Source organism: Paenibacillus sp. J22P143 (genome assembly GCF_059692035.1).
In genome coordinates this window covers 26,620-47,834 of the sequence record NZ_JCAUAQ010000005.1, presented here as the reverse complement: position 1 = coordinate 47,834, position 21,215 = coordinate 26,620, and the positions used below count along the sequence as shown (strand labels likewise).

General features: G+C 36.3%; 16 protein-coding genes and 1 pseudogene. 16 read left to right on the top strand and 1 reads right to left on the bottom strand.

Going from position 1 to position 21,215, the window contains the following annotated elements; translation table 11 throughout:
* The first annotated feature begins 1 nt into the window (after position 1).
* The 8 genes and pseudogenes from AC58PQ_RS11180 (at position 2) to AC58PQ_RS11145 (ending at position 8,295) form a co-directional block, all read left to right on the top strand.
* Positions 2 to 1,162, top strand: coding sequence for a polysaccharide pyruvyl transferase family protein (locus AC58PQ_RS11180; protein ID WP_497242018.1), 1,161 nt, complete (start codon positions 2 to 4; stop codon positions 1,160 to 1,162).
* A gap of 13 nt (positions 1,163 to 1,175) precedes the next feature.
* A complete protein-coding gene (locus AC58PQ_RS11175) occupies positions 1,176 to 2,381 on the top strand; it encodes a glycosyltransferase (RefSeq protein WP_497242017.1) in 1,206 nt (401 codons plus the stop codon).
* Complete coding sequence (locus tag AC58PQ_RS11170) at positions 2,378 to 3,580, top strand: glycosyltransferase (protein ID WP_497242016.1); 1,203 nt, start codon at positions 2,378 to 2,380, stop codon at positions 3,578 to 3,580. Before AC58PQ_RS11175 ends, AC58PQ_RS11170 begins: the two co-directional genes overlap by 4 nt.
* Before the next feature lie 108 nt (positions 3,581 to 3,688).
* A complete protein-coding gene (locus AC58PQ_RS11165) occupies positions 3,689 to 4,879 on the top strand; it encodes a glycoside hydrolase family 88 protein (protein ID WP_497242015.1) in 1,191 nt (396 codons plus the stop codon).
* Positions 4,876 to 5,757, top strand: a complete 882-nt coding sequence (locus tag AC58PQ_RS11160) for a glycosyltransferase family 2 protein (protein ID WP_497242014.1) — start codon at positions 4,876 to 4,878, stop codon at positions 5,755 to 5,757. The genes AC58PQ_RS11165 and AC58PQ_RS11160 overlap by 4 nt, the downstream gene beginning before the upstream one ends.
* Before the next feature lie 11 nt (positions 5,758 to 5,768).
* A complete protein-coding gene (locus tag AC58PQ_RS11155; RefSeq protein WP_497242013.1) occupies positions 5,769 to 7,331 on the top strand; it encodes a lipopolysaccharide biosynthesis protein in 1,563 nt (520 codons plus the stop codon).
* A gap of 165 nt (positions 7,332 to 7,496) precedes the next feature.
* Positions 7,497 to 8,096, top strand: a pseudogene (locus AC58PQ_RS11150) (GT-D fold domain-containing glycosyltransferase).
* Between the two features lie 31 nt (positions 8,097 to 8,127).
* Positions 8,128 to 8,295, top strand: coding sequence for a hypothetical protein (locus AC58PQ_RS11145; protein WP_497242012.1), 168 nt, complete (start codon positions 8,128 to 8,130; stop codon positions 8,293 to 8,295).
* A gap of 39 nt (positions 8,296 to 8,334) precedes the next feature.
* Here the strand turns inward: AC58PQ_RS11145 and AC58PQ_RS11140 are convergent, their stop codons facing one another.
* Positions 8,335 to 11,580 (bottom strand): fibronectin type III domain-containing protein, encoded by a 3,246-nt coding sequence (locus AC58PQ_RS11140; RefSeq protein ID WP_497242011.1) that lies wholly within the window; start codon positions 11,578 to 11,580, stop codon positions 8,335 to 8,337.
* A 963-nt stretch (positions 11,581 to 12,543) separates the two neighbouring features.
* Between AC58PQ_RS11140 and AC58PQ_RS11135 the strand changes: the two genes are divergently transcribed.
* Genes AC58PQ_RS11135 through AC58PQ_RS11100 form a run of 8 tightly spaced genes read left to right on the top strand, consistent with a single transcriptional unit; the run spans position 12,544 to position 21,211 of the window.
* Positions 12,544 to 14,373, top strand: a complete 1,830-nt coding sequence (locus tag AC58PQ_RS11135; RefSeq protein WP_497242197.1) for a polysaccharide biosynthesis protein — start codon at positions 12,544 to 12,546, stop codon at positions 14,371 to 14,373.
* Between the two features lie 16 nt (positions 14,374 to 14,389).
* The gene (gene galU / locus AC58PQ_RS11130; protein WP_497242010.1) at positions 14,390 to 15,265 is read left to right on the top strand and encodes a UTP--glucose-1-phosphate uridylyltransferase GalU; all 876 of its coding nucleotides are present in this window, start codon (positions 14,390 to 14,392) and stop codon (positions 15,263 to 15,265) included.
* An 11-nt stretch (positions 15,266 to 15,276) separates the two neighbouring features.
* Entirely contained in the window at positions 15,277 to 16,431 is a 1,155-nt protein-coding gene (locus tag AC58PQ_RS11125; protein WP_497242009.1) for a glycosyltransferase family 4 protein, read from the top strand.
* A complete protein-coding gene (locus tag AC58PQ_RS11120) occupies positions 16,416 to 17,525 on the top strand; it encodes a glycosyltransferase family 1 protein (RefSeq protein WP_497242008.1) in 1,110 nt (369 codons plus the stop codon). The genes AC58PQ_RS11125 and AC58PQ_RS11120 overlap by 16 nt, the downstream gene beginning before the upstream one ends.
* 4 nt (positions 17,526 to 17,529) lie before the next feature.
* Entirely contained in the window at positions 17,530 to 18,414 is an 885-nt protein-coding gene (locus AC58PQ_RS11115; protein ID WP_497242007.1) for a glycosyltransferase family 2 protein, read from the top strand.
* Between the two features lie 21 nt (positions 18,415 to 18,435).
* Positions 18,436 to 19,509 carry an EpsG family protein gene (locus tag AC58PQ_RS11110; protein ID WP_497242006.1) on the top strand — a complete coding sequence of 358 codons (1,074 nt, stop codon included), beginning with the start codon at positions 18,436 to 18,438 and terminating at the stop codon, positions 19,507 to 19,509.
* 23 nt (positions 19,510 to 19,532) lie between these two features.
* Positions 19,533 to 20,594, top strand: a complete 1,062-nt coding sequence (gene galE / locus AC58PQ_RS11105; RefSeq protein ID WP_497242005.1) for a UDP-glucose 4-epimerase GalE — start codon at positions 19,533 to 19,535, stop codon at positions 20,592 to 20,594.
* A gap of 20 nt (positions 20,595 to 20,614) precedes the next feature.
* Entirely contained in the window at positions 20,615 to 21,211 is a 597-nt protein-coding gene (locus AC58PQ_RS11100; RefSeq protein WP_497242004.1) for a sugar transferase, read from the top strand.
* Positions 21,212 to 21,215 lie beyond the last annotated feature (4 nt).

Below are 21,215 nucleotides of genomic sequence, written 5' to 3'. Positions count from 1 at the left end.
TATGAAGATTATGATGTTTGCTCATGGTGGGAGTCTGAATAGAGGATGTGAGGCAATTGTTCGTTCCTCTACAACTATCATTAAAGAAAACATAAATGGAGCCAAAGTGTACTTAGCTTCAGATAAACCTGAAACGGATAAGGTCATTTCGAAATTAGATGGGATCTATAATGGGGCTGATAGCCCAATTAAGAGGTACTCCTATAATTGGTTCGTATCTTCACTGAAAGTGAAGGTATTTAATGATGAGTCTTATGCATTAGGAAAAATTCATAATAATGTAATACAGCATATTAATGATATGGATATCTGCTTATCAATTGGCGGTGATAACTATTGCTACGGTGAGCAGCCTGGATGGTATGAGGTCAACAGGAGAGTTAAAGCCCGAGGGAAAAAGTTAGTATTATGGGGCTGTTCGATTGGACCAGAAGATCTGTCTGACAGAAAACTTGAAGATTTAAAATCGTTTGATTTAATTCTAGCTCGTGAATCCCTCACTTATCAGTTGCTAAAAAGTAAAGGCCTTGAAAATGTTAAATTATGTGCTGACGCTGCCTTTACTATGGAAAAAGAAGAATTAGAACTACCATCGGGATGGCATGAGGGAAATACGGTAGGACTTAACTTTAGTCCTCTTGTTTGGAAAAGGAATCAGCAATCTCAAATGGCTGTAAGAGATCTTATCAATCATATACTGAAAACTACGAATCTAACAATTGCTCTTACCCCTCACGTTATCCAAAATGGAAATGATGATTATGAAGTATTAAACGAATATTATGAAGAGTTTAGAGATACTGAAAGAGTAATCCTATTGCCAGGTGATTTAAATGCCATCCAGTACAAAGGATATATTGCAAGAATGAGATTCTTTATAGGTGCCAGGACTCATGCAACGATAGCTGCTTATTCATCATGTGTTCCGACGATGGTGTTAGGTTATAGTATAAAATCAAAAGGAATTTCAAAGGATATTTTTGGGGAAGAAAAATTAGTCTTAAATATTGATGAGATTTCGAATAGTGATAAGCTAAAGAGTAAATTTAATGAAATGGTAAGTGAAGAAAAGGAAATCAAAGAAAAATTACAGAATTCAATTCCGCATATTAAGAAAATGTCTTACAAAGCGGTTAAGTATTTAAACGAGATAATAAAATAAATTGAGGTATATGATGAAAAAAAATCTACTTTTTATAATGCCTAGCTTAACTTCTGGCGGTGGAGAAAAAAGCTTAGTGACTTTGCTAAGTAAAATTAACTTTAATCTATACAATGTCGATTTATTTTTATTAAATCATGACGGGATATTTATGGAACTAATTCCTAATGAAGTACGTCTGCTGCCTTTATCTAGTATCTATCATTTATTTACGTTACCGTTAGGAAAATCGCTAAAAGGACTTCTATTAAAAGGTAAAACATCATTGGCTTATAATAGGACGATGTTCTCTATAAGGAACAGGAATGCAGAAAACATGTCCAGAAGAGAACAATATAATTGGAAATATCTCACTAAGTCATTGGATAGAATTCCTGAAAAGTATGATGTTGCAATCGGGTTTTTGGAGAAAACCTCGACCTATTTTTGTGTAGATAAAGTAAATGCAGTTAAAAAAATTGGATGGGTGCACATTGATTATGACAAGCTTGGAATGGATCCAGACTTTGATAGCGAGTATTTTAAAAAGCTTGATCATATCGTAACAGTATCGGAGGAATGTGCCAATATCTTGAAGAAAAGATTCCCTGAGCAAAAACATAAAATGGATGTTATATATAATATTGTATCACCTTCTATGATAAAAAAAATGGCTAACCAGGACAATGGAGATGTTTACAATAAAGTGAAGGATGAAATAATCATCCTTTCCATAGGCCGGTTACATTATCAGAAAGGCTTTGAAATGGCTGTTGAGTCTTGTAAAAAATTAATCAATCGTGGGTTTAATATAAGGTGGAATATTATCGGTGAGGGTGAAGAGAGAGAAAAGCTAACGCAAATTATAAAAGCAAGCCAGTTGGAAAATTCATTTAAATTATTGGGCTTAAGAACAAATCCCTATCCATACATACAACAAGCTGATATTTATGCGCAAACTTCTAAATTTGAAGGGAAATCAATTGCTATAGATGAAGCCAAAATATTGAATAAACCGATCATTGTGACTAATTTCAGCACTGCAAAAGATCAAATCCAAGATGGGGTAGATGGTTTGATTGTAGATATGAATTCAGATTCTATCGTAAATGGGATTGAAATGCTTATAAAAGATATCAACCTAAGAAAAAAACTTACTAATAACTTATCCAAATTAAAATTAGGTACGGAAGAAGAAATTCATAAACTGTATGGACTAATAAATGGAGATCGTCTATGAAGAAAAATATATTATTCGTGATGAATAATCTGACCTGCGGTGGGGCAGAAAAGGCCCTTATCTCTCTATTAGAAACTATAGATTACTCTAACTATAATGTCGATTTATTTCTATTTAAGCATGAAGGATTATTCTTTAACAAACTTCCCAAAGAAGTTAATTTGCTGCCAGAGCCCATGAATTATCGATTTTATGATATGCCTTTTAAAAGGGCGCTAATTGAACTTACAAAATCAGGGGAGTTTAAAATAGCCTTTTTCAGAGTCGTGTTAGGGTATTTAGCAAAAACTGAAAAAAATGGATCTGTCATTGAACAAAAGCTATGGGGATTAATATCTAATTCATTAGTTGAAATAAAAAAAGAGTACGATGCAGCAATAGGATTCTTAGAAAGAAGTCCTATTTATTTTTGCATTGATAAAGTAAGAGCTAATAAAAAAATTGGATGGATACACACTGATTATAATAAGATGGGCACTAATCAAAGTAAAGATACATTATATTTTGATAAGTTAGATTACTTAGTTACTGTATCAGAAGAACTGGTTAATATTTTGAAAAGAAATTTCCCGATGTTTGAAGAAAAAGTTATTTGCATACATAATATTACCTCATCAAAAACAATTAAGAAATTGTCCCAAGAAAATGTTGATTTTATACCAGAAGAGGACAACTGTGTATCAATAATATCTGTGGGTCGATTAGCTAAAGAAAAGGGGCTTGATATTTCTTTTGATGCTATTGAAATCCTTGTTAATAAAGGATTCAATATTAAATGGTATTTAATTGGAGAGGGTAATATAAGGGGGTATTTGGAGGGGAAAATAAAAGAAAAGAACCTCGAAGAAAATGTGAAGCTGTTGGGCATTAAGGAGAATCCTTATCCATATATAAAACAGTCTGATATTTATTTACAGACATCTAGATATGAAGGGAAATCCATTTCAATCGATGAAGCCAAAATATTGGCAAAACCAATAATAATTACAAACTTTGATACAGCAGCTAATCATATTATAAATAATGAAAATGGAATAATTTCAAATATGGATGCTGTTTCTGTAGCTAATCATCTCGAAATATTAATTAAAGATGCATGTTTAAGAAATAAGTTTAGTCAAAATCTTAATAATGAAGAATTTGGGACAGAAAATGAAATAAATAAACTATATGAAATAATGGAGGTAACAACTGCTTGAACGAAGTTAAAAAGACAGGATAAATGCATTGTAGCTACTGGAAGCGTAAGCGTAGTAAACTGCTGATTATGTCAAATAAACATTTATTGTGAGAGGAATTTAATAGACATGGTCTTACAAATTTTGATTTGCACAATCTTTGTCATTATTTTAATGACTGTTATTTTAGATTTAATGCCATTATTAAAAGATTGGACCAGCAGAATCCATATAGGGAGATATGGTGATCAATCAGATTGGAATAATGCTATAACAAAGAAAGGAGTTAGTTGGTTAAACAGCACACCGAAAATAAAGGTTACAGATAATACAAGACTAGTTGCAATAGATATTTTAAAAGGAAATTATACGAATAGTACTATCCAATACTGGCAAGAGGCATCTTTGATTTTAGGATTAACTGAATATTGTAAAAGTAATGAGGATAAAGAAATTAAAAAAAGAATAATGAGTTTTTTAAACTTAAAATTTGACAATAATGGCCAGTGGATAGAAGAACCCAAATATGTGGATGCAGCTATTCTCGCCTATGCGATTATGAAGTTAGATTTTATAAATACAGATAAGTATAAAAAAGCATTTGATTACATATGGAATATGATCCAGGAACACATAGGGAAAGACGGCACTGTTGAATACAGAAAGTTTATGCAGAGCTATAGGTACGTGGATACAGTAGGTTTCATATGTCCTTTTCTGGTTTCATATGGAATCAGGTATAAAGAAAATCAGTGTGTGGATCTGGCAATTAAACAAATTAAAGAGTACGAACAATACGGAATATTAGGCAACCATTTTATACCAAGTCATGCTTATAAAATTGAAAATAAGGAACCTCTTGGAATTTACGGTTGGGGAAGAGGGCTTGGGTGGTTTGCTATAGGCTTAATAGATGCATGGAATGAATTGCCGGAAAATAACAACTATAAGGATGTATTAGGAGATTGCGTTAAAAAATTTGCGCAAGCTGTAATGAGCTTTCAACAAAATAACGGAAGCTGGAATTGGACTGTAACAAGAGGTGAATCTAGAGCGGATTCTTCAACTACAGCTACGTTAAGTTGGTTCTTGTTAAATGCGTCGAAGATAGATGAGATTTCAAATGTGTGTTTAGATCATTCTAAAAAGGCTATCAGTTATTTAATGAAGGCTACAAGAAGAGACGGTGCTGTAGATTTTTCACAAGGTGATACGAAAGATATAGGGGTATATTCAATGTTATTTAATATTTTGCCCTTTACCCAAGGCTTTTGTATTAGATCTATTAATCTTTACAAGCGTATAGGGGGACTACAATGAAAATAACTGTGTTTACTCCTGCTTATAATCGAGCATTTATCATTGAAAAATTATATAAATCGTTACAAGAACAAACATATACAAATTTTGAATGGTTAGTCATTGACGATGGTTCAAATGATCATACAAACGAACTATTCGATAAATGGACAACAACTAATGCTGCCTTCCCAATTAGATATTATAAAGTCGAGAACGGAGGTAAACATAGAGCTATTAATAAGGCAACTGAATTAGCTAAAGGTGAACTTTTTTTTATTGTTGATTCTGATGATCATCTTACAGAAGATGCTTTAGAGAGCATTCTGGAATGGGAAAAAACACTGGTAAATAAAGAATTATTTTGTGGTGTTTCTGGAAATAAAGGAAAGTGTAAGGATGAATTCTGGGGAACAACATTTAAAGGGGAATATATTGATGCAACTTCACTTGAACGGAAAAATTACAACATTACAGGAGATAAGGCTGAGGTTTATTATACTCATATTTTAAAACACTATAAATTCGATGAATTTGAAGGGGAAAAATTTATTACAGAAGCTACAGTTTGGGATAGAATGGCCCATGATGGCTTTAAAATTAGATGGTTTAATAAAACTATATATATATGTGACTATCTGAATGATGGCTTAACTAAAAATATAGAAAAAATATTTTCCGAAAATCCAAAAGGTACAGCAACTTATATTAAGCAGCAAATCCAGTTTTATAATTATGATCTAATAGGTAGACTAGCTAATTATAATTTATATTATAACTTTGTTAAGTCCAAAATGGGTATGATTCAAGCAGCTAAGTTCCTAGATATTCAACCCGTTACTTTAATTTTGGCAGTATTTTTAGTGAATTGCAAGAAAATAATATTGAATAAGTTTTAATGGAGAAAACTATGAGGACAAAAAATTCAATTATTAATATTTCTGTAGGACTAGGAAATCAACTTATTATAACGTTTCTGAGTTTTTTTTCCCGTACAGTGTTTATACATACAATGGGAATGGAATATTTAGGGATAAATGGACTGTTCACAAATATTCTAGCCATGCTCTCGTTAGCGGAGGCTGGAATAGGATCTAGTATCATCTATAATTTGTATAAACCTGTTGCAGAGAATGATAAAGAAAAAATCAAAATGCTTATGAAATTGTATAAAAAGGCATATCTTATTATAGCTTTAATTGTGTTTTTGATGGGCATATCTGTCATGCCTTTTCTTAATTATTTCGTTAAAGATACGAATGTTGAACATATTCATCTGATTTACTTAGTATTCGTAATAAATACTGTGTCGCCTTATTTGTTTCAACATAAAAACTCCTTCTTAAATGTGTGTCAAAAGGGTTATGTGATTACAGGGATATTTTCGGTCTCATCCGTATTATCAACATGCCTTAAGATTGGAATCCTTTACTCTACACAAAACTATATTTTATATCTATTCATTGATAGTTTCATAACGATCTCAAACAGTATTATTTTGTCAGTTATCGTCAACAAATTGTACCCATATTTGAAGGAAAAAGTATCAACTAAAATTGATGCAATTACTAAAAGCAATATAAAGAAAAATATCAAAGCCATCGTATTACAAAATATAGGCTCGTACTTAGTTTTTGGCACCGATAATATAATCATATCTTACTATGTAAATGTTGCCGCGGTTGGACTATATTCTAATTATTATATGATAATTGACATTTGTCGGACTTTTATTAATCAGATTTTCAATAATATCTATCATAGTGTAGGAAACCTAGTGGCGAAAGAAAGCAAGGATAAAATTTTCAGTGTATATAAAGTAACTATGTTACTAAACTTTTGGCTTTATTCTCTTTTTACTATATTTTTGTATATAATCTTGGAACCTTTAATTAAACTATGGATTGGTCCAGAGTATATTATGGGAAAAATGGTTTTGATTGTATTAATGGTTACTTTTTATGAAAGAGGTATGAGAAACTCTATCAGTACCGTGAAAACTACAGCAGGAATCTTTCACGAGGATCGGTATGTTCCATTATGTCAGGCTGCTGTAAATCTTGTCTTTTCAATTGTACTGGTTCAATACATAGGGTTAGTTGGTGTTTTCATAGGAACACTACTTAGTGCGTTGCTTGTTCCATTTTGGACGACACCTTATTTCGTTTATAAGAAAGTGTTTAACAAGCCTGTTATTAGATATTTTTTAAGTTATTTTTACTATGCAGCTGTAGGGTTAGGGACTTGTCTACTAACAAGTTTATTAAGTAATTTATTCGAATCGAATACTTTAATTACATTAGTACTTAGAGCCCTTGTTTGTTTAATTATTCCCAATGTAATCTATGTAGCTCTTTTTTATAAGACTGAGGAGTTTAAATATGTTCTTGGAATTATTGAACAGATTTTGGGTAACTTGCAAAAAGGACTTAAACGAGGACCCAGTGGAAATGTTTCCTCAGGCAATTCTTGACCAAGATCAGAATATATCGAAAGTAATCAGACTGAATACAAAGAAATGAGGTATGTGAACTTGGGAGGTGAGAAGTAGAATGATAGAAAAAATTAAGTGGTTTATTAAAGTTAAAGTGTTGAAACGTGATATAAGGACACAAATTGAACGCTTAATGATAATGGAATAATAATCGGAGAAAAAGTTTATATTTTAAATTCAACAATCGATGAGGGACATGCATTTTTAATCGAGATCGGAAATGATGTTACGATTACAAATTCTACAATCCTAGCACATGATGCAAGTTTAAAGAAAGATCTGAGCAAAGTATGGTTTAAAAGATTAACAAACTTGTGGGAAGGGAAAAGAATACTCATTGTTGAAGGGAATAATAGCAAATTAGGAGTTGATAATTCATTGTTTTCAAATTCTAATAATATAGGTAGAATTATATGAACTTCAAAAAATGCGTGGTCGGTCTACGACTCAATTAGGCAGTGTGTTTTGAAATACGCCAAAGAATATGATTTAATCTTAGCGTCACTGGGGCCTAATGCAACTGTATTAGCAGCCGATATCTCAAGGGAAGGGTTTCAAATAGTTGATATTGGACATTTGAATTTGGAATATAATAAATTCATTGAGGATGGGGCTATAGACAACTTAAATAGTACAATAATAAATGAATCAATATATAGAAATCAAATCATTGCAACGATAGAAGACGGTACTGGAGTGGTGTTCGCTTCTCGTGAGGAGAATGTGGTTGCATACAGAAAGTAATAGGCACTCTTAGACTCAAGGGGGTTGTAAGGTGAACAGTCGAATGGAGCAATTAGCTGACCTTGTTGCAGTAAAACAAAAAATCAAGGCTACAAATATCAAAGTCGCGAAGGTTTGGCGACCTGATTCAACAAAAAGAGCCATCTGTTTGAAGAAGATGACTCTTTCTATCTTTACATTTTTCTTCTTAAGCAATTGAAGTATTATTTAACTGTTTGTTTAGCTCATAAAACGGCTATTAAATCAAAGTATTGTTTTCATCACGAATTTTATAATTAGCTCCTGCGTGGTTTAGAGATTTTGAATAAACGATACTTTTTAATATGTTTCTTGAAAAATACGATTCAGCTTGAGAAGATAAACTTATAGTGCTTTGTCCTCCTCCTTTTTCATTAAAGGAGTTATTGTATATCCTCCAGTTTTGACTTCTTCCCCACATTGTCAGAGTTGAGTGATCAAAAGTATTGCCGTATAATGCCAAACTACATCCCGCCGCTACAGATACACCAAGATTTGAATTAAATGAATTGTACCTAACAATATCACCTACCATGGTTTCCCAGCCATCTTCCCAGTCAATATCACAAGCTGGCATACGCTTTCCATTTCTAGCAAAGTGGTTGCCCTCCAGAATCCATCCTTGTCCTCCACACATTGCAAGACCACAGCTAGAATTATCTTCAAATGTGCAATTTCTAATAAAACATTTTATAGGCATTCCACAGGTTCTTATAAATGCAACTGCACTAAAATCAATATTTTGAGATGTTGGAGCCACTTCTTGATAAATGACGATTTTAGCAAATTTAGCATGAACAGGTTTATCATAGTTATAAAATTGTAGGTTATTTATTTGGGCATTAATAAAAGTTTTATTAGCATCATAGAAAAATATACTATACAATCTTGATCTTAGATAATCATAACCAAAATATCCTTGTGTATAACCTAATAAGTAATAGTCGCCTAATGATGATATATTCAAATAGGTTTTACTTCTAAAAGTGTTGGTAGTTACGGTATTATCGATATCACCATTTGCGCTTATACTCCCTGCTTCAAAATTATCCTTACTAATATTTGTCCAATTTGTACCAGCTTTAGTTAATCTCACACTAGTTATCATATTGAATCCTGGCGATTTACTTATTACGCAATTTTCCAATCCTGAATTATAAGCTTCTTTCATTTCTATGGATACACAGCGCTCTTTAGAATCTGCTACAGTCGTATAGTCTGATTCTCCATAGATCTTAACATTAATTAGCTTCGTATTGGATACATAGTCCATTAAAAACATTGTATAGCCTGTACTAGTAGTCTTTAAGTTGGGTTCGATATTTATTATAGAATTACTAAAATCAATAGTCATTTCTGTTGGTAGCAGTATTGTTCTTGCATCTGGAGTTACGAGATAAATTCCTTGAGGAAACACTATTTTCTTAAAACCGTTACTTGATGCGAAGTTCAATGCCTCTTGTATACCATTGGTTGTACTCATTGAATTTGTATTGTCTGATGATATTCCATGATTTTTCAATACAACATTATAATTCTGCCCCTCAGTTAATGTTACAGGTGCGGAAACAGTTAGAGTAAAACTTTTTGAATAAGTTTTAGTACCATCATAAGCAGTTATAGTACTTGTACCAGCCGAAATAGCGTCTAAAACGCCAAAGTTCACAGTACAAACATTAGGATTAGAGGATGCCCAAACAACTATATTATCATTTAAAACATCAAAAGGAAGAGTGGTAGCCATAGCTGCAAAGCTTTCCCCTACCTTTAAATTATCAGTTTGTCTGTTAATTGATATTCCAGTTACTGTTCTAGCTGAAGTAGGGGGTGGTGTATTTGTACTACCCACTTTAACGGTTATATTATTAACAAATTGCTGGTTTTGATAAGTTGAAGTTACAGATATATTAGTCTCTCCAGCATTAATACCAGTTAGTAAACCATTTGAATTAATGTTAACAAAACCATCATTTCCACTTTCAAATTTATTAGATAACAAAGGTGAATAATAATTCGGACTAGCAAAAACTGCTAAAGATTGACTTCCTCCTGACTCAATGGATACTGATGATGGATAAATAGATACCCTCCGTAACGCTTCTACATCTTTAAAGTTCTTATAATTTTGCAAAGCTTCCTCGTTAGATAATACTTTATTAAATATTGCAAATGCTCTTATTACGGTTGTACTTTTTCCATTTATTTCAGTTTGATCTCTTCGCAAGTACAATGGGGAGGTCGATAACATATCGACATGTTTGATAAAATCAGGTGGCTTACTTATAGTCACTGCTGGAAATCCATTTACAACCATATCATACTTACCATCTGGATGAATTCTTACAGCAATCACATTAAGTTCATCTGAACCAAGCAGGGTGTCTTTCAAAAGTTTATTTGACCCAACGGAAGGAATATAATATGTGGATCCGCCAGCATTTAACTTATCAGCCCCGTTTGTAGCCGTGTACTTAATAGTTGTGTTAGCACTTGTTGTATTACTACTAATATACGATCTAAGGTTAGCTGGCTCAGTTCTAAATAGAACACCAGCAACATTATAAGCTACATATTGGAAAGTTGCTCCAGTTTTATTAAAATCTATAGAGTTGTAAATAACCCCAGTGTTAGAAGGTATACTAACATAATCATTTGTATTAAGAAATAATCCTCTATTCTCTAACCATCCATCAGTGCCATCATGAGCAACACCATACAAGGTGCATGCAAGATTATTTATAGTATCATAAACTATATTTGATTTAGACCCTGTTTTTCCACTAAAATCTACATTGAACACTAGATGATTCGCTATTGCACTATTCGTGGTTGCAACATTTATGATTTCGCTACTCGATGTTCCAGCGTTATTTTTTGCTTTAACTGAAAAATTGTACGTAGTTCCTTCAATTAATCCAGTTACAACAAAAGATGTAGGTATGACATTCGTCAAAAACTCTCCATTTTTAAGAATATCATAGCTTGTGGCACCCCATGAAGCTGTCCATGATAAAGTTAACGATGTGTCTGATACACCAATAGGCTTTAAATTGGTAACTGGCTGTGGTATAGACTGTAAAGTGGTTACATTGACACTTGTCCCACTCGACGAGCCAGCGTTGTTTTTAGCTATAATTGTAAAATTGTATTGAATTCCTGATACCAATTCAGTTATATGGCAATGATTGGATCTCGTGTTGACTAGGAAAGCGCCATTTTTTTCGATATCATAACTTCTAGTTCCGTTTGACTTTACCCATGTTAAATCTAATGTTGTTTGTGTGAGATTGATTACTTCTATATTCGTAACTTCCTGAGGAATAATATCACCATTTGCTGCCGATGGCATCCATACCCCACCTATAAATTTTAAAACGTCTCCTTCTATTGGAGGATTATCGACTAAATTCAAACAACCAAAGACGTTGATACAAGGCATTCCAGAACTATCATCTTCAATAGACACATTTTTGTCCCCCTTCTCATAATATTTACTATAAAACTACAATATTAGTAAATCAATCTTAAGTTTGTGTTCAAAATACAAATTACATGTTATAACACTATCTAGAATTTATATATTCATATTGACTGACTTTCGTTCCTGAAATACATATAAATGGTAAATTAAATAGCATCACTAATCACCTGTTTTTCATAGGGGAATATAAGCGATACTAAGTTTATTAAGAGAATGAGGGATTGAGCTCACCCATAATATCGGGATTGATCAAGCAAAGGAGGATTAGATAAGATTTATTGACAGTGATGAATATATTGAAAGCGATATTTATTAGTAACTCTATCAACTTGTGATTAACTAAATTACAGATAATGTTAAATGCAGCCTGAACATTATTAAGGGAGATTCAAGTGTACCCAAAAGTATCATGGAAATATTGAGACTGGCGATAAACTTATTAACATTAAAACATTTGCTAGAGATACATTATCGCAATTACGCGTTTGGGAAGCTATTAATAACGCATTGGCAAGTGAGTACTTTTCTTTATTTCTGTTCATACAAAGTGTAGGTATCAAATATTTTGTTATTGACACGTTCTTTATAAAGAACTACAATTAAAGTAATTCAAGAGATCTATTTTTCAAGTCTATTTTTTTACCAAAAATGTTCTTTATAAAGAATGTTAATAAAGAAAACGTTCTTTAAATTATGTTGCAGGCAGAGATGCACACCATCGTTCTTTATAGAGAACTATTCGTGATCGTGAATCTCTCCCGGTGATGCCTCCTTACCGTTATCAACGGAGGCACTCGATCATGCTGTGGGTTGTACAGACCTTAGACGCGAGTCGTCGAAAGTGTGGTGCGAGGCAGGGTTAGATGCCCTATTGCTTAAAGGGTTTAATTATAAGGTCTTTTCCCAAAGGCCCTATACTTAAGAACTTTAAAGAAAGGGTGGATTTATCTGTCATATAGCCAACGGTTGTCACTTTTAATAATAGCAGACTCCTTTATTGTATTAACCTCAATTTTCTTTAGTCGATTTCTATTAAGCGCGGATTTACGGGTCATCACTTTACCACTAGTTGTAAGTTCAATTGCCTTATTAGTAAGTCATCATGTATTTGCACTCCAGTACAAACTCTATAAAAAAGCCTGGGAATACGCGAGTATAGGCGAGTTACTAATTGTTTTAAAATCCGTTACATTCACCATTATTACGGTTGCGTGTGTTCAACAGGTCATTGTTCAGGATGTCTACTTCCGGTTGCTTGCTGTTACATGGATGCTGCATATTTTGTTAATCGGCGGCTCTCGCTTCTGTTGGCGATTACTACGCGGCACGTTGATTAAGAAGTCAGACAATAAGAAGCGAACGCTGATTATTGGCGCTGGATCCGCAGGTACTATGGTTGCAAGACAGCTAATTAAGAATAGCGAAACTGAGCTTCTGCCGGTTGCGTTTATTGATGATAATGTGCGTATTCATAACCTAGATATTATGGGAATTCCCGTTGTTGGAGGCATTAGTCGAATTGAGAAGACAGTCGACGAGCTAGGCATAGACAACATTATTATCGCGATTCCTTCCTTAGGAAGGAAAGATCTGAATGTGATTTTCCAAGAATGTGCCAAAACAACGGCCAAAACACAAACCTTGCCTATGCTAGAGGATCTTGTTACGGGCAAACTTTCGGTCAATCAATTCATGGATGTTCATGTTGAGGATCTATTGGGTAGGGAGCCGATTGAGCTCGATATCGCAAGTATTTCTGAGTTTGTCACCCACAAGGTGGTCTTGGTAACGGGAGCAGGAGGCTCTATTGGCTCTGAAATTTGCCGTCAGGTTTCTAAGTTTCAGCCTAGCAAGCTCATCTTATTAGGGCACGGGGAGAACAGTATCTACTCCATCGAAATGGAATTGAAGGATATAAGCGAATACGCACAAACGGAATTTATTACTGAAATTGCTGATATTCAGGACTCTCGTAAAATGATGGCTATTATGAACCGACATCGCCCTGATGTCGTGTACCATGCGGCAGCTCATAAGCATGTACCGCTGATGGAACGCAATCCCGAAGAAGCGGTTAAGAACAACGTGATGGGAACGATGAATGTTGCGATTGCAGCGAGTAAGTATGAAGTGAATACCTTTGTCATGATCTCAACGGATAAAGCCGTGAATCCAACTAGCGTCATGGGAGCCACGAAGCGTATGGCCGAAATGATTATTCAAGACATGGATAAAAGTAGTGCTACGAAGTTCGTAGCCGTTCGATTCGGCAATGTCTTGGGAAGCAGAGGCAGTGTCATTCCAAGGTTCAAGCATCAAATTGAAAAAGGCGGTCCTGTATCTGTTACCCATCCGGATATGATTCGCTACTTCATGACGATACCGGAAGCCTCTCGGCTCGTTATGCAAGCTGGCGCATTAGCCAAGGGAGGAGAGATTTTTGTCCTCGATATGGGTGAACCTGTAAAAATTGTTGATTTGGCTAAAAATTTAATTAAGCTTTCGGGTAACTCGGTGGAAGATATCGGTATTGAATTTACCGGCATGCGGCCTGGAGAGAAGCTTTATGAGGAGCTTTTGAAGGCTGATGAAATTGAAGAACAACAAGTATATCCGAAGATTTATATAGGTAAAACAGCGGATCTATATATGGAAGAAATCAAAGAGATCATTTCTATTTACAACACGTTAGATAAAGATAGCTTAAGAGAGCATTTGCTCAATATTGGAAACAGCAATGTTCTTCTGTTATCAAAGAAACTATCATCTGTAGGCTGAAAGGGAGCATTCACTTATGAAAGTTAGAAAAGCAATTATTCCAGCTGCTGGTCTAGGGACAAGATTCCTACCCGCAACCAAAGCAATGCCGAAAGAAATGCTACCCATTGTTGATAAACCGACTATTCAATATATCGTTGAGGAAGCTGTTGAATCGGGTATTGAAGATATTATCATTGTGACGGGTAAAGGCAAAAGAGCGATTGAGGATCACTTTGATAACTCCTTCGAGCTTGAGCAAAATTTATTAGAGAAGCAGAAGTTCGAGCTGCTATCGGAAGTGAAAAAGTCTTCTAATGTAGATATTCATTATATTCGCCAGAAGGAGCCTAAGGGCTTAGGGCATGCGATCTGGTGTGCACGCAAGTTTATTGGCAATGAGCCATTCGCTGTATTGCTCGGGGATGACATTGTTCGAGCGGATAAGCCTTGCTTGCAGCAATTGATGGAACAATATGAGCACCACGATGCTTCCATTATTGGCGTGAAGCACGTACCTGATGAAGAGGTATCCCGATACGGGATAGTGGATGGCTTTGAGTTGGAGAAACGCCTACATAGCGTTAATCATCTTGTTGAAAAACCATTTAAAGAGTTAGCACCTTCCAATTTAGCGATCATGGGACGTTATATTCTAACACCAAGAATTTTCGAGATCCTCAATAACCAGCAACCAGGAGCAGGAGGCGAGATCCAATTAACCGATGCGATCGCACAACTAAATCGGATTGAATCGGTGTATGCGTACGAATTTGAAGGTACCCGTTATGATGTTGGGGAGAAAATGGGATTCATTCAAACGACGATCGAATACGCGTTGCAGCGTAAAGATTTAAGATACGGACTATTGAAATATCTTTCCGAACTCATGGAGAAAGAATTAATTAAATAGGTGATGACACGATGTCTAGAAAAGTTTTGTTTTGCGCAACGGTTGATTATCACTTCAGGGCCTTTCACTTGCCTTACTTGAAATGGTTCAAGGATCAAGGCTTCGAGGTCCATGTTGCTGCTAGCGGGAATATAGAGCTTCCCTATGTTGATGCGAAGTTTGACATTCCGATACAGAGATCGCCTCTCAATCGTAGAAATCTTGATGCTTATATCGCATTGAAGTCAATACTTGCTGCGAACAATTATGATATCATCCATTGTCATACGCCAATGGGAGGCGTATTGGCTCGTTTTGCCGCACGGTCTGCTCGTAAGAAGGGGACGAAGGTCATTTATACCGCGCATGGCTTTCATTTTTGCCAAGGCGCCCCCTTGTTTAGTTGGTTAGCTTATTATCCGCTAGAGAAATTCTTATCTTATTTGACGGACTGTTTAATTACGATTAATGAGGAAGATTACAAGCTTGCTGTGAAACATGGATTCCATGCTAACCGGATAGAACACGTGCATGGGGTTGGTGTTAATACAGAACGATTTCAACAGATTGACGAATTGCATAAAGTTGAAAGGAAAATATCTATGGGCTATCAACCAGAGGATATTCTTTTATTTTATGCGGCAGAATTTAATCAGAATAAGAATCAGCAGCAGCTAATAAGAGCTTTAGCCTTGATTCGGCATGATGCTCCTCATGTCAGGTTGCTGCTCGCTGGAGAAGGAGCACTACAAGTGCAATGTCAAGAGCTTGCTAAGGAACTTCAAGTAGAGAATCAAGTGGATTTTCTAGGCTATCGTAAAGATATCGATCGCTTGTTACCTATGTGTGATATCGCTGTTGCATCCAGTCTTCGCGAAGGATTACCGGTGAACATTATGGAAGCGATGGCCTGCGGTCTCCCTGTTGTTGCAAGTGACAACAGAGGTCACAGAGAACTTGTGCAAGACGGCGATAACGGTTGGCTAACCTCCTCTAATGATCACGAAGGCATGGCAGAGATGCTCCTGCTCTTAGCTCGTGATAAGAACTTAAGAAATAATTTAGGCTCTAGAGGCAGAGAGATGGTTGAGGCTAAATACGCAATAGAGCAAGTATTACATGAGAAAAGTGCGATATATTCTCGATTTATGGACGAAAAGGTGGAGGTCATGTGGGCGATCCAATAAGAATTCTACATATCGTTGTAAATATGAATAGGGGTGGAGCAGAGACCCTTCTAATGAATTTATATCGAAATGTAGATCGTACGAAAATTCAATTTGATTTTCTTACTTGTAAAGCAGGTGCCTATGATTCAGAGATTACCGAGATGGGAGGGATTATTCATAGAATCCCCTATGTGTCGGATATTGGACATGCGAAATATATCCAAGCATTAGATCAATTCTTTGTCAATCATGCGAACTACAGGATTGTTCATGCTCATATGGATAAAATGAGCGGTTTTGTGTTGCGTTCAGCCAAAAAGGCTGATATTCCCATTCGTATAGCACATAGTCACAATACAAGCAGTGAGGGTGGCTTAGCGGTTAAAGCTTATAAATGGCTTGCAGGTACATTTATCGCTTCCTGTGCCACTCATTTTCTGGCTTGCTCCAATAAAGCAGCACAGTGGTTATTCACTAACCAGCGAAACAAAGTTGTGCTGATGAAGAATGGGATCGAGAGTGAGCAATTTGCATATTCACCCTTTGTAAGGGAAGAAATAAGACGAGAGCTTCAGATTTCACCGGAGTCTTTCGTACTGGGGCATGTCGGCAGATTCAACTATCAGAAGAATCACACCTTTCTCCTGGACGTGTTTGCCCAATTGAATCGAGAGAAACCAGATACGATTCTTGTATTGGCAGGTGACGGACCATTGCGAGAAGAGATCGAGAGAAAAGTAAATACTCTTGATTTGCAGCATAAAGTCAAATTCCTTGGCGTGCGAAGCGACATCGCCCGCTTACTCCAGGGACTTGATATGTTTGTATTTCCATCCTTACATGAGGGTTTGCCTGTGACTCTCATCGAAGCGCAAGGTGCAGGCTTGCCTTGTATGATCTCGGATGAGATTACGCAGGAAGTGGATATGGGGATTCGATTGGTAGAGAGATTACCGCTGGCGGATAAAGAGATTTGGGTCCATCACATGAAGCAAGTGATGGTAAGAAACAAGTCTAGACAGATCCCTACTTTTTCCTTATCTGACCAGGGGTATGATATTCGCAATACAGCGGCTTGGACAGAAGGTTTTTATCTAGGCATCGTGAGGTGATGAGATGAAAAAACTTACTATTTTTACTCCTACATATAATCGTGCGTATTGTCTTCCGGTTTGTTATGAGAGCTTGAAAAAGCAAACTTCTAATGATTTCGTATGGCTCATTATAGACGATGGCTCTACAGATGATACGCAACAGGTCGTTGCAGGGTGGATCGAGGAGAACGTGGTTCAGATCCGATACCACCGACAGGATAACCAAGGTATGCATGGCGCCCACAATACAGCCTATCAAATGATTGATACAGAACTGAATGTATGTATTGATTCGGATGACTACATGCCGCCAGATGCTGTAGAACACATTCTCACTTTCTGGAAGAAACATGGCAGCGAGCGGGTTAGCGGTATTATTGGGCTGGATTCCTTTACGGATGGGCGGGTTATTGGCACCAAACTTCCAGAAACACTTCAGCGATCGACACTTTTTGAGCTGTATAGTAAGCACGGAGTGAAAGGTGACAAGAAGTTAGTATATCGAACAGAGTTGATACGTACTAACCCCTATCCCATATTTGAAAATGAAAAATATGTTGGCCTAGCTTATAAGTATTTTAAGCTGGATCAACAGTATAAAATGCTTCTCTTAAACGAAGTTCTCTGTTGTGTTGAATATTTGCCAGATGGGTCCTCATTGAACATGTTGAAGCAGTACTCCAAGAATCCAAACGGATTTGCCTTCTACCGTAAGGAGCTTATGAAGCTTCCCTTTGCTTCTTTATCATTTAAATTTAAACAGTGTATTCATTATGTATCTAGCAGTATTATCTCGGGTAATCGTAGGTACATGAAAGAGACGCCTGCCAAACTCCTAACTTTCCTAGCGATTCCGTTAGGCTTTATTCTCTATTGGTATGTGAGTAGAAAAACAAGAATCTCTTAAGCTATTCGGAAGGAACTTTACATGGCTATATTATGGCTTAACTTGGTCGTTGTATATATTGCATCCTACTTTTCGAGGCAAATAGCAAAACCTGTGTCTGTAAGCTCGGGTCAGTTATGGATGAAGCCTAATCAGTGGCTGACGGCTATTGTAATGGTGACGTTCGTCTTAATTGCTGGATTGCGTAACAACATAGGAGATACTTTCTTCTATATGTATTCCTACAAATTAAGTGACTTTACTTGGGAAGAAGTGAAGGCAGATAAGGATATTGGCTTCGGTATTCTACAAATGATATTGAAATCATTTACCAATGATCCTCAGTTATTAATTTTTATAACAGCTTTAGTGACGAATGTACTCATTGTTTATGTCCTGTATAAGTATTCCAAATTATTCGAATTAAGTATCTTCATTTACATCACATCAGGACTATACATTGTATCAATGAACGGCGTTCGGCAATTTCTGGCTTCAGCCATTGTTTTCGCTGCTACGAAATTTTTATTCGAAGGAAATTGGAAGAAGTATTTTTTAGTGGTTGCCTTCGCATCTTTATTTCATGGTAGTGCTCTCATCCTTATTCCTATCTATTTCATTGTGAGAAGAAAAGCTTGGACCTCATCTACGATCATTCTCTTAACGCTAGCTGTGATTTTAATTATTGGCTACAGCTTCATATCTGAAGCCATTTTTACAGCTATTGCGGATACGCATTATAGTGAGTACCAGAACTTTCAAGAAGGTGGAGCTAGCATTATTCGGGTGTTCATTGGGGCCGTTCCTTTAGTATTCGCCTACTTAGGAAGAAATAAGCTCCGGGAAATATTCCCCTATGGTGACTATGTCGTCAACATGTCTCTGTTGAATTTTGTCGTGATGGCTGTTGCAACTCAAAATTGGATTTTCGCTAGATTTACGATCTACTTTGGTTTATATAATGTCATTCTGATGTCGTGGGTGATTATCTTATTTGCCAGAAGACAACAGAAATTGATGTACTATTTAGTGTTGGGGTTTTATCTGATCTATTTTTATTTTGAAAATGTGGTCACGTTAAACATTATTTATACAAGTGATTATTTAAAATTTTAAGTAAGAGGTAGGGGGAGATCGCGATGGCAATTCTCGTAACAGGTGGAGCAGGCTACATTGGAAGTCATACATGTGTGGAGTTATTGAATGCGGGGTATGACATCGTCGTCGTAGATAATCTAAGTAATAGCAGTGCTGAATCTTTGCTGCGAGTAACGGAGCTTACAGGCAAAGAATTCGAGTTCTATCCCATCAGTTTGAACAATCGACCGGATATGGAGAGCATCTTCCGGAACCACAGTATTGAAGCCGTGATTCATCTTGCTGGGCTTAAAGCCGTTGGCGAATCCGTTTCTGTACCTCTACGTTATTATCATAATAATATCTCGGGTTCAATTGTCCTATGCGAAATTATGCAAGAATTTGCAGTGAATAAGATTGTGTTTAGTTCATCCGCTACGGTTTACGGAACGTCGGAACGTGTACCGATCGCTGAGAATGCGCCGCTTGGAGCAACCAATGCCTATGGACGTACGAAACTCATGATCGAAGAAATATTGAGAGATCTGTACGTATCTGATCCAACATGGAGTATTGCGCTACTGCGTTATTTTAACCCAATAGGCGCTCATGAAAGTGGTCGATTAGGAGAGGACCCGAATGGGATCCCTAACAATCTGATGCCTTATATCACGAAAGTAGCGATAGGTGAATTAAACGAGTTGCAAATTTATGGCCATGATTATGAAACCGTCGATGGTACAGGTGTAAGAGATTATATCCATGTAGTGGATCTAGCACGTGGACACTTGAAGGCACTTGAGAAGGTTATGACAAACGCAGGGGTAGAGGCTTACAATCTGGGAACGGGTCACGGATTCAGTGTCCTCGAGATGGTTACTACTTTCGAGCGTGTAACTGGCATGCGTATTCCTTATAAGATAGCAACTCGAAGGCCGGGAGATATCGGTATATGCTACTCAGATCCAACCAAGGCAGCAAGAGAATTGGGATGGGTTGCTGATAAAGGTATTGATGAGATGTGTCTCGATGCTTGGCGTTGGCAGTCCAATAACCCCAATGGTTATCAGGAAGAAACGGACACCTTTGACGGGGTTCACAATCCACGACTTATTGTGATGTAGGAGTTAGGAGTAGATCATTTATGAAAAGATTGTTTGATGTGATTGTCGCTATCTCGTTATTACTAGTATTTCTACCGATTATTGGTATCGTTGCCCTTCTGATTAGACTGAAACTAGGATCGCCAGTCATCTTTAAACAGCAAAGACCAGGCTTACATGAAAAGCCGATTAATCTACTAAAGCTGCGCTCCATGACGGATGCCAGAGATAACGAAGGAAACTTATTGCCTGATGCAATGAGATTGACTCCCTTTGGTCGTTTTCTTAGGAAATTCAGTCTGGATGAATTATTACAATTGATCAATGTGATCAAAGGGGATTTAAGTCTAGTTGGGCCTAGGCCGTTACTAATGGATTATTTATCCCTCTATTCAGAAGAACAGGCAAAGCGTCATTTAGTCCGGCCCGGTATTACGGGGTGGGCGCAAGTGCATGGCAGAAATGCGATTTCATGGGAAGAAAAATTCAAGTTCGACATTTGGTATGTAGAGAATAGAAGCTTTATGTTGGATCTCAAAATACTAGTATTAACGGTCGGCAAAGTACTGAAGTCCGAAGGTGTCAGTCATGGGAATCATGTGACGATGGAGAAATTCTCTGGATCTAATCTTTCGTGAAAAG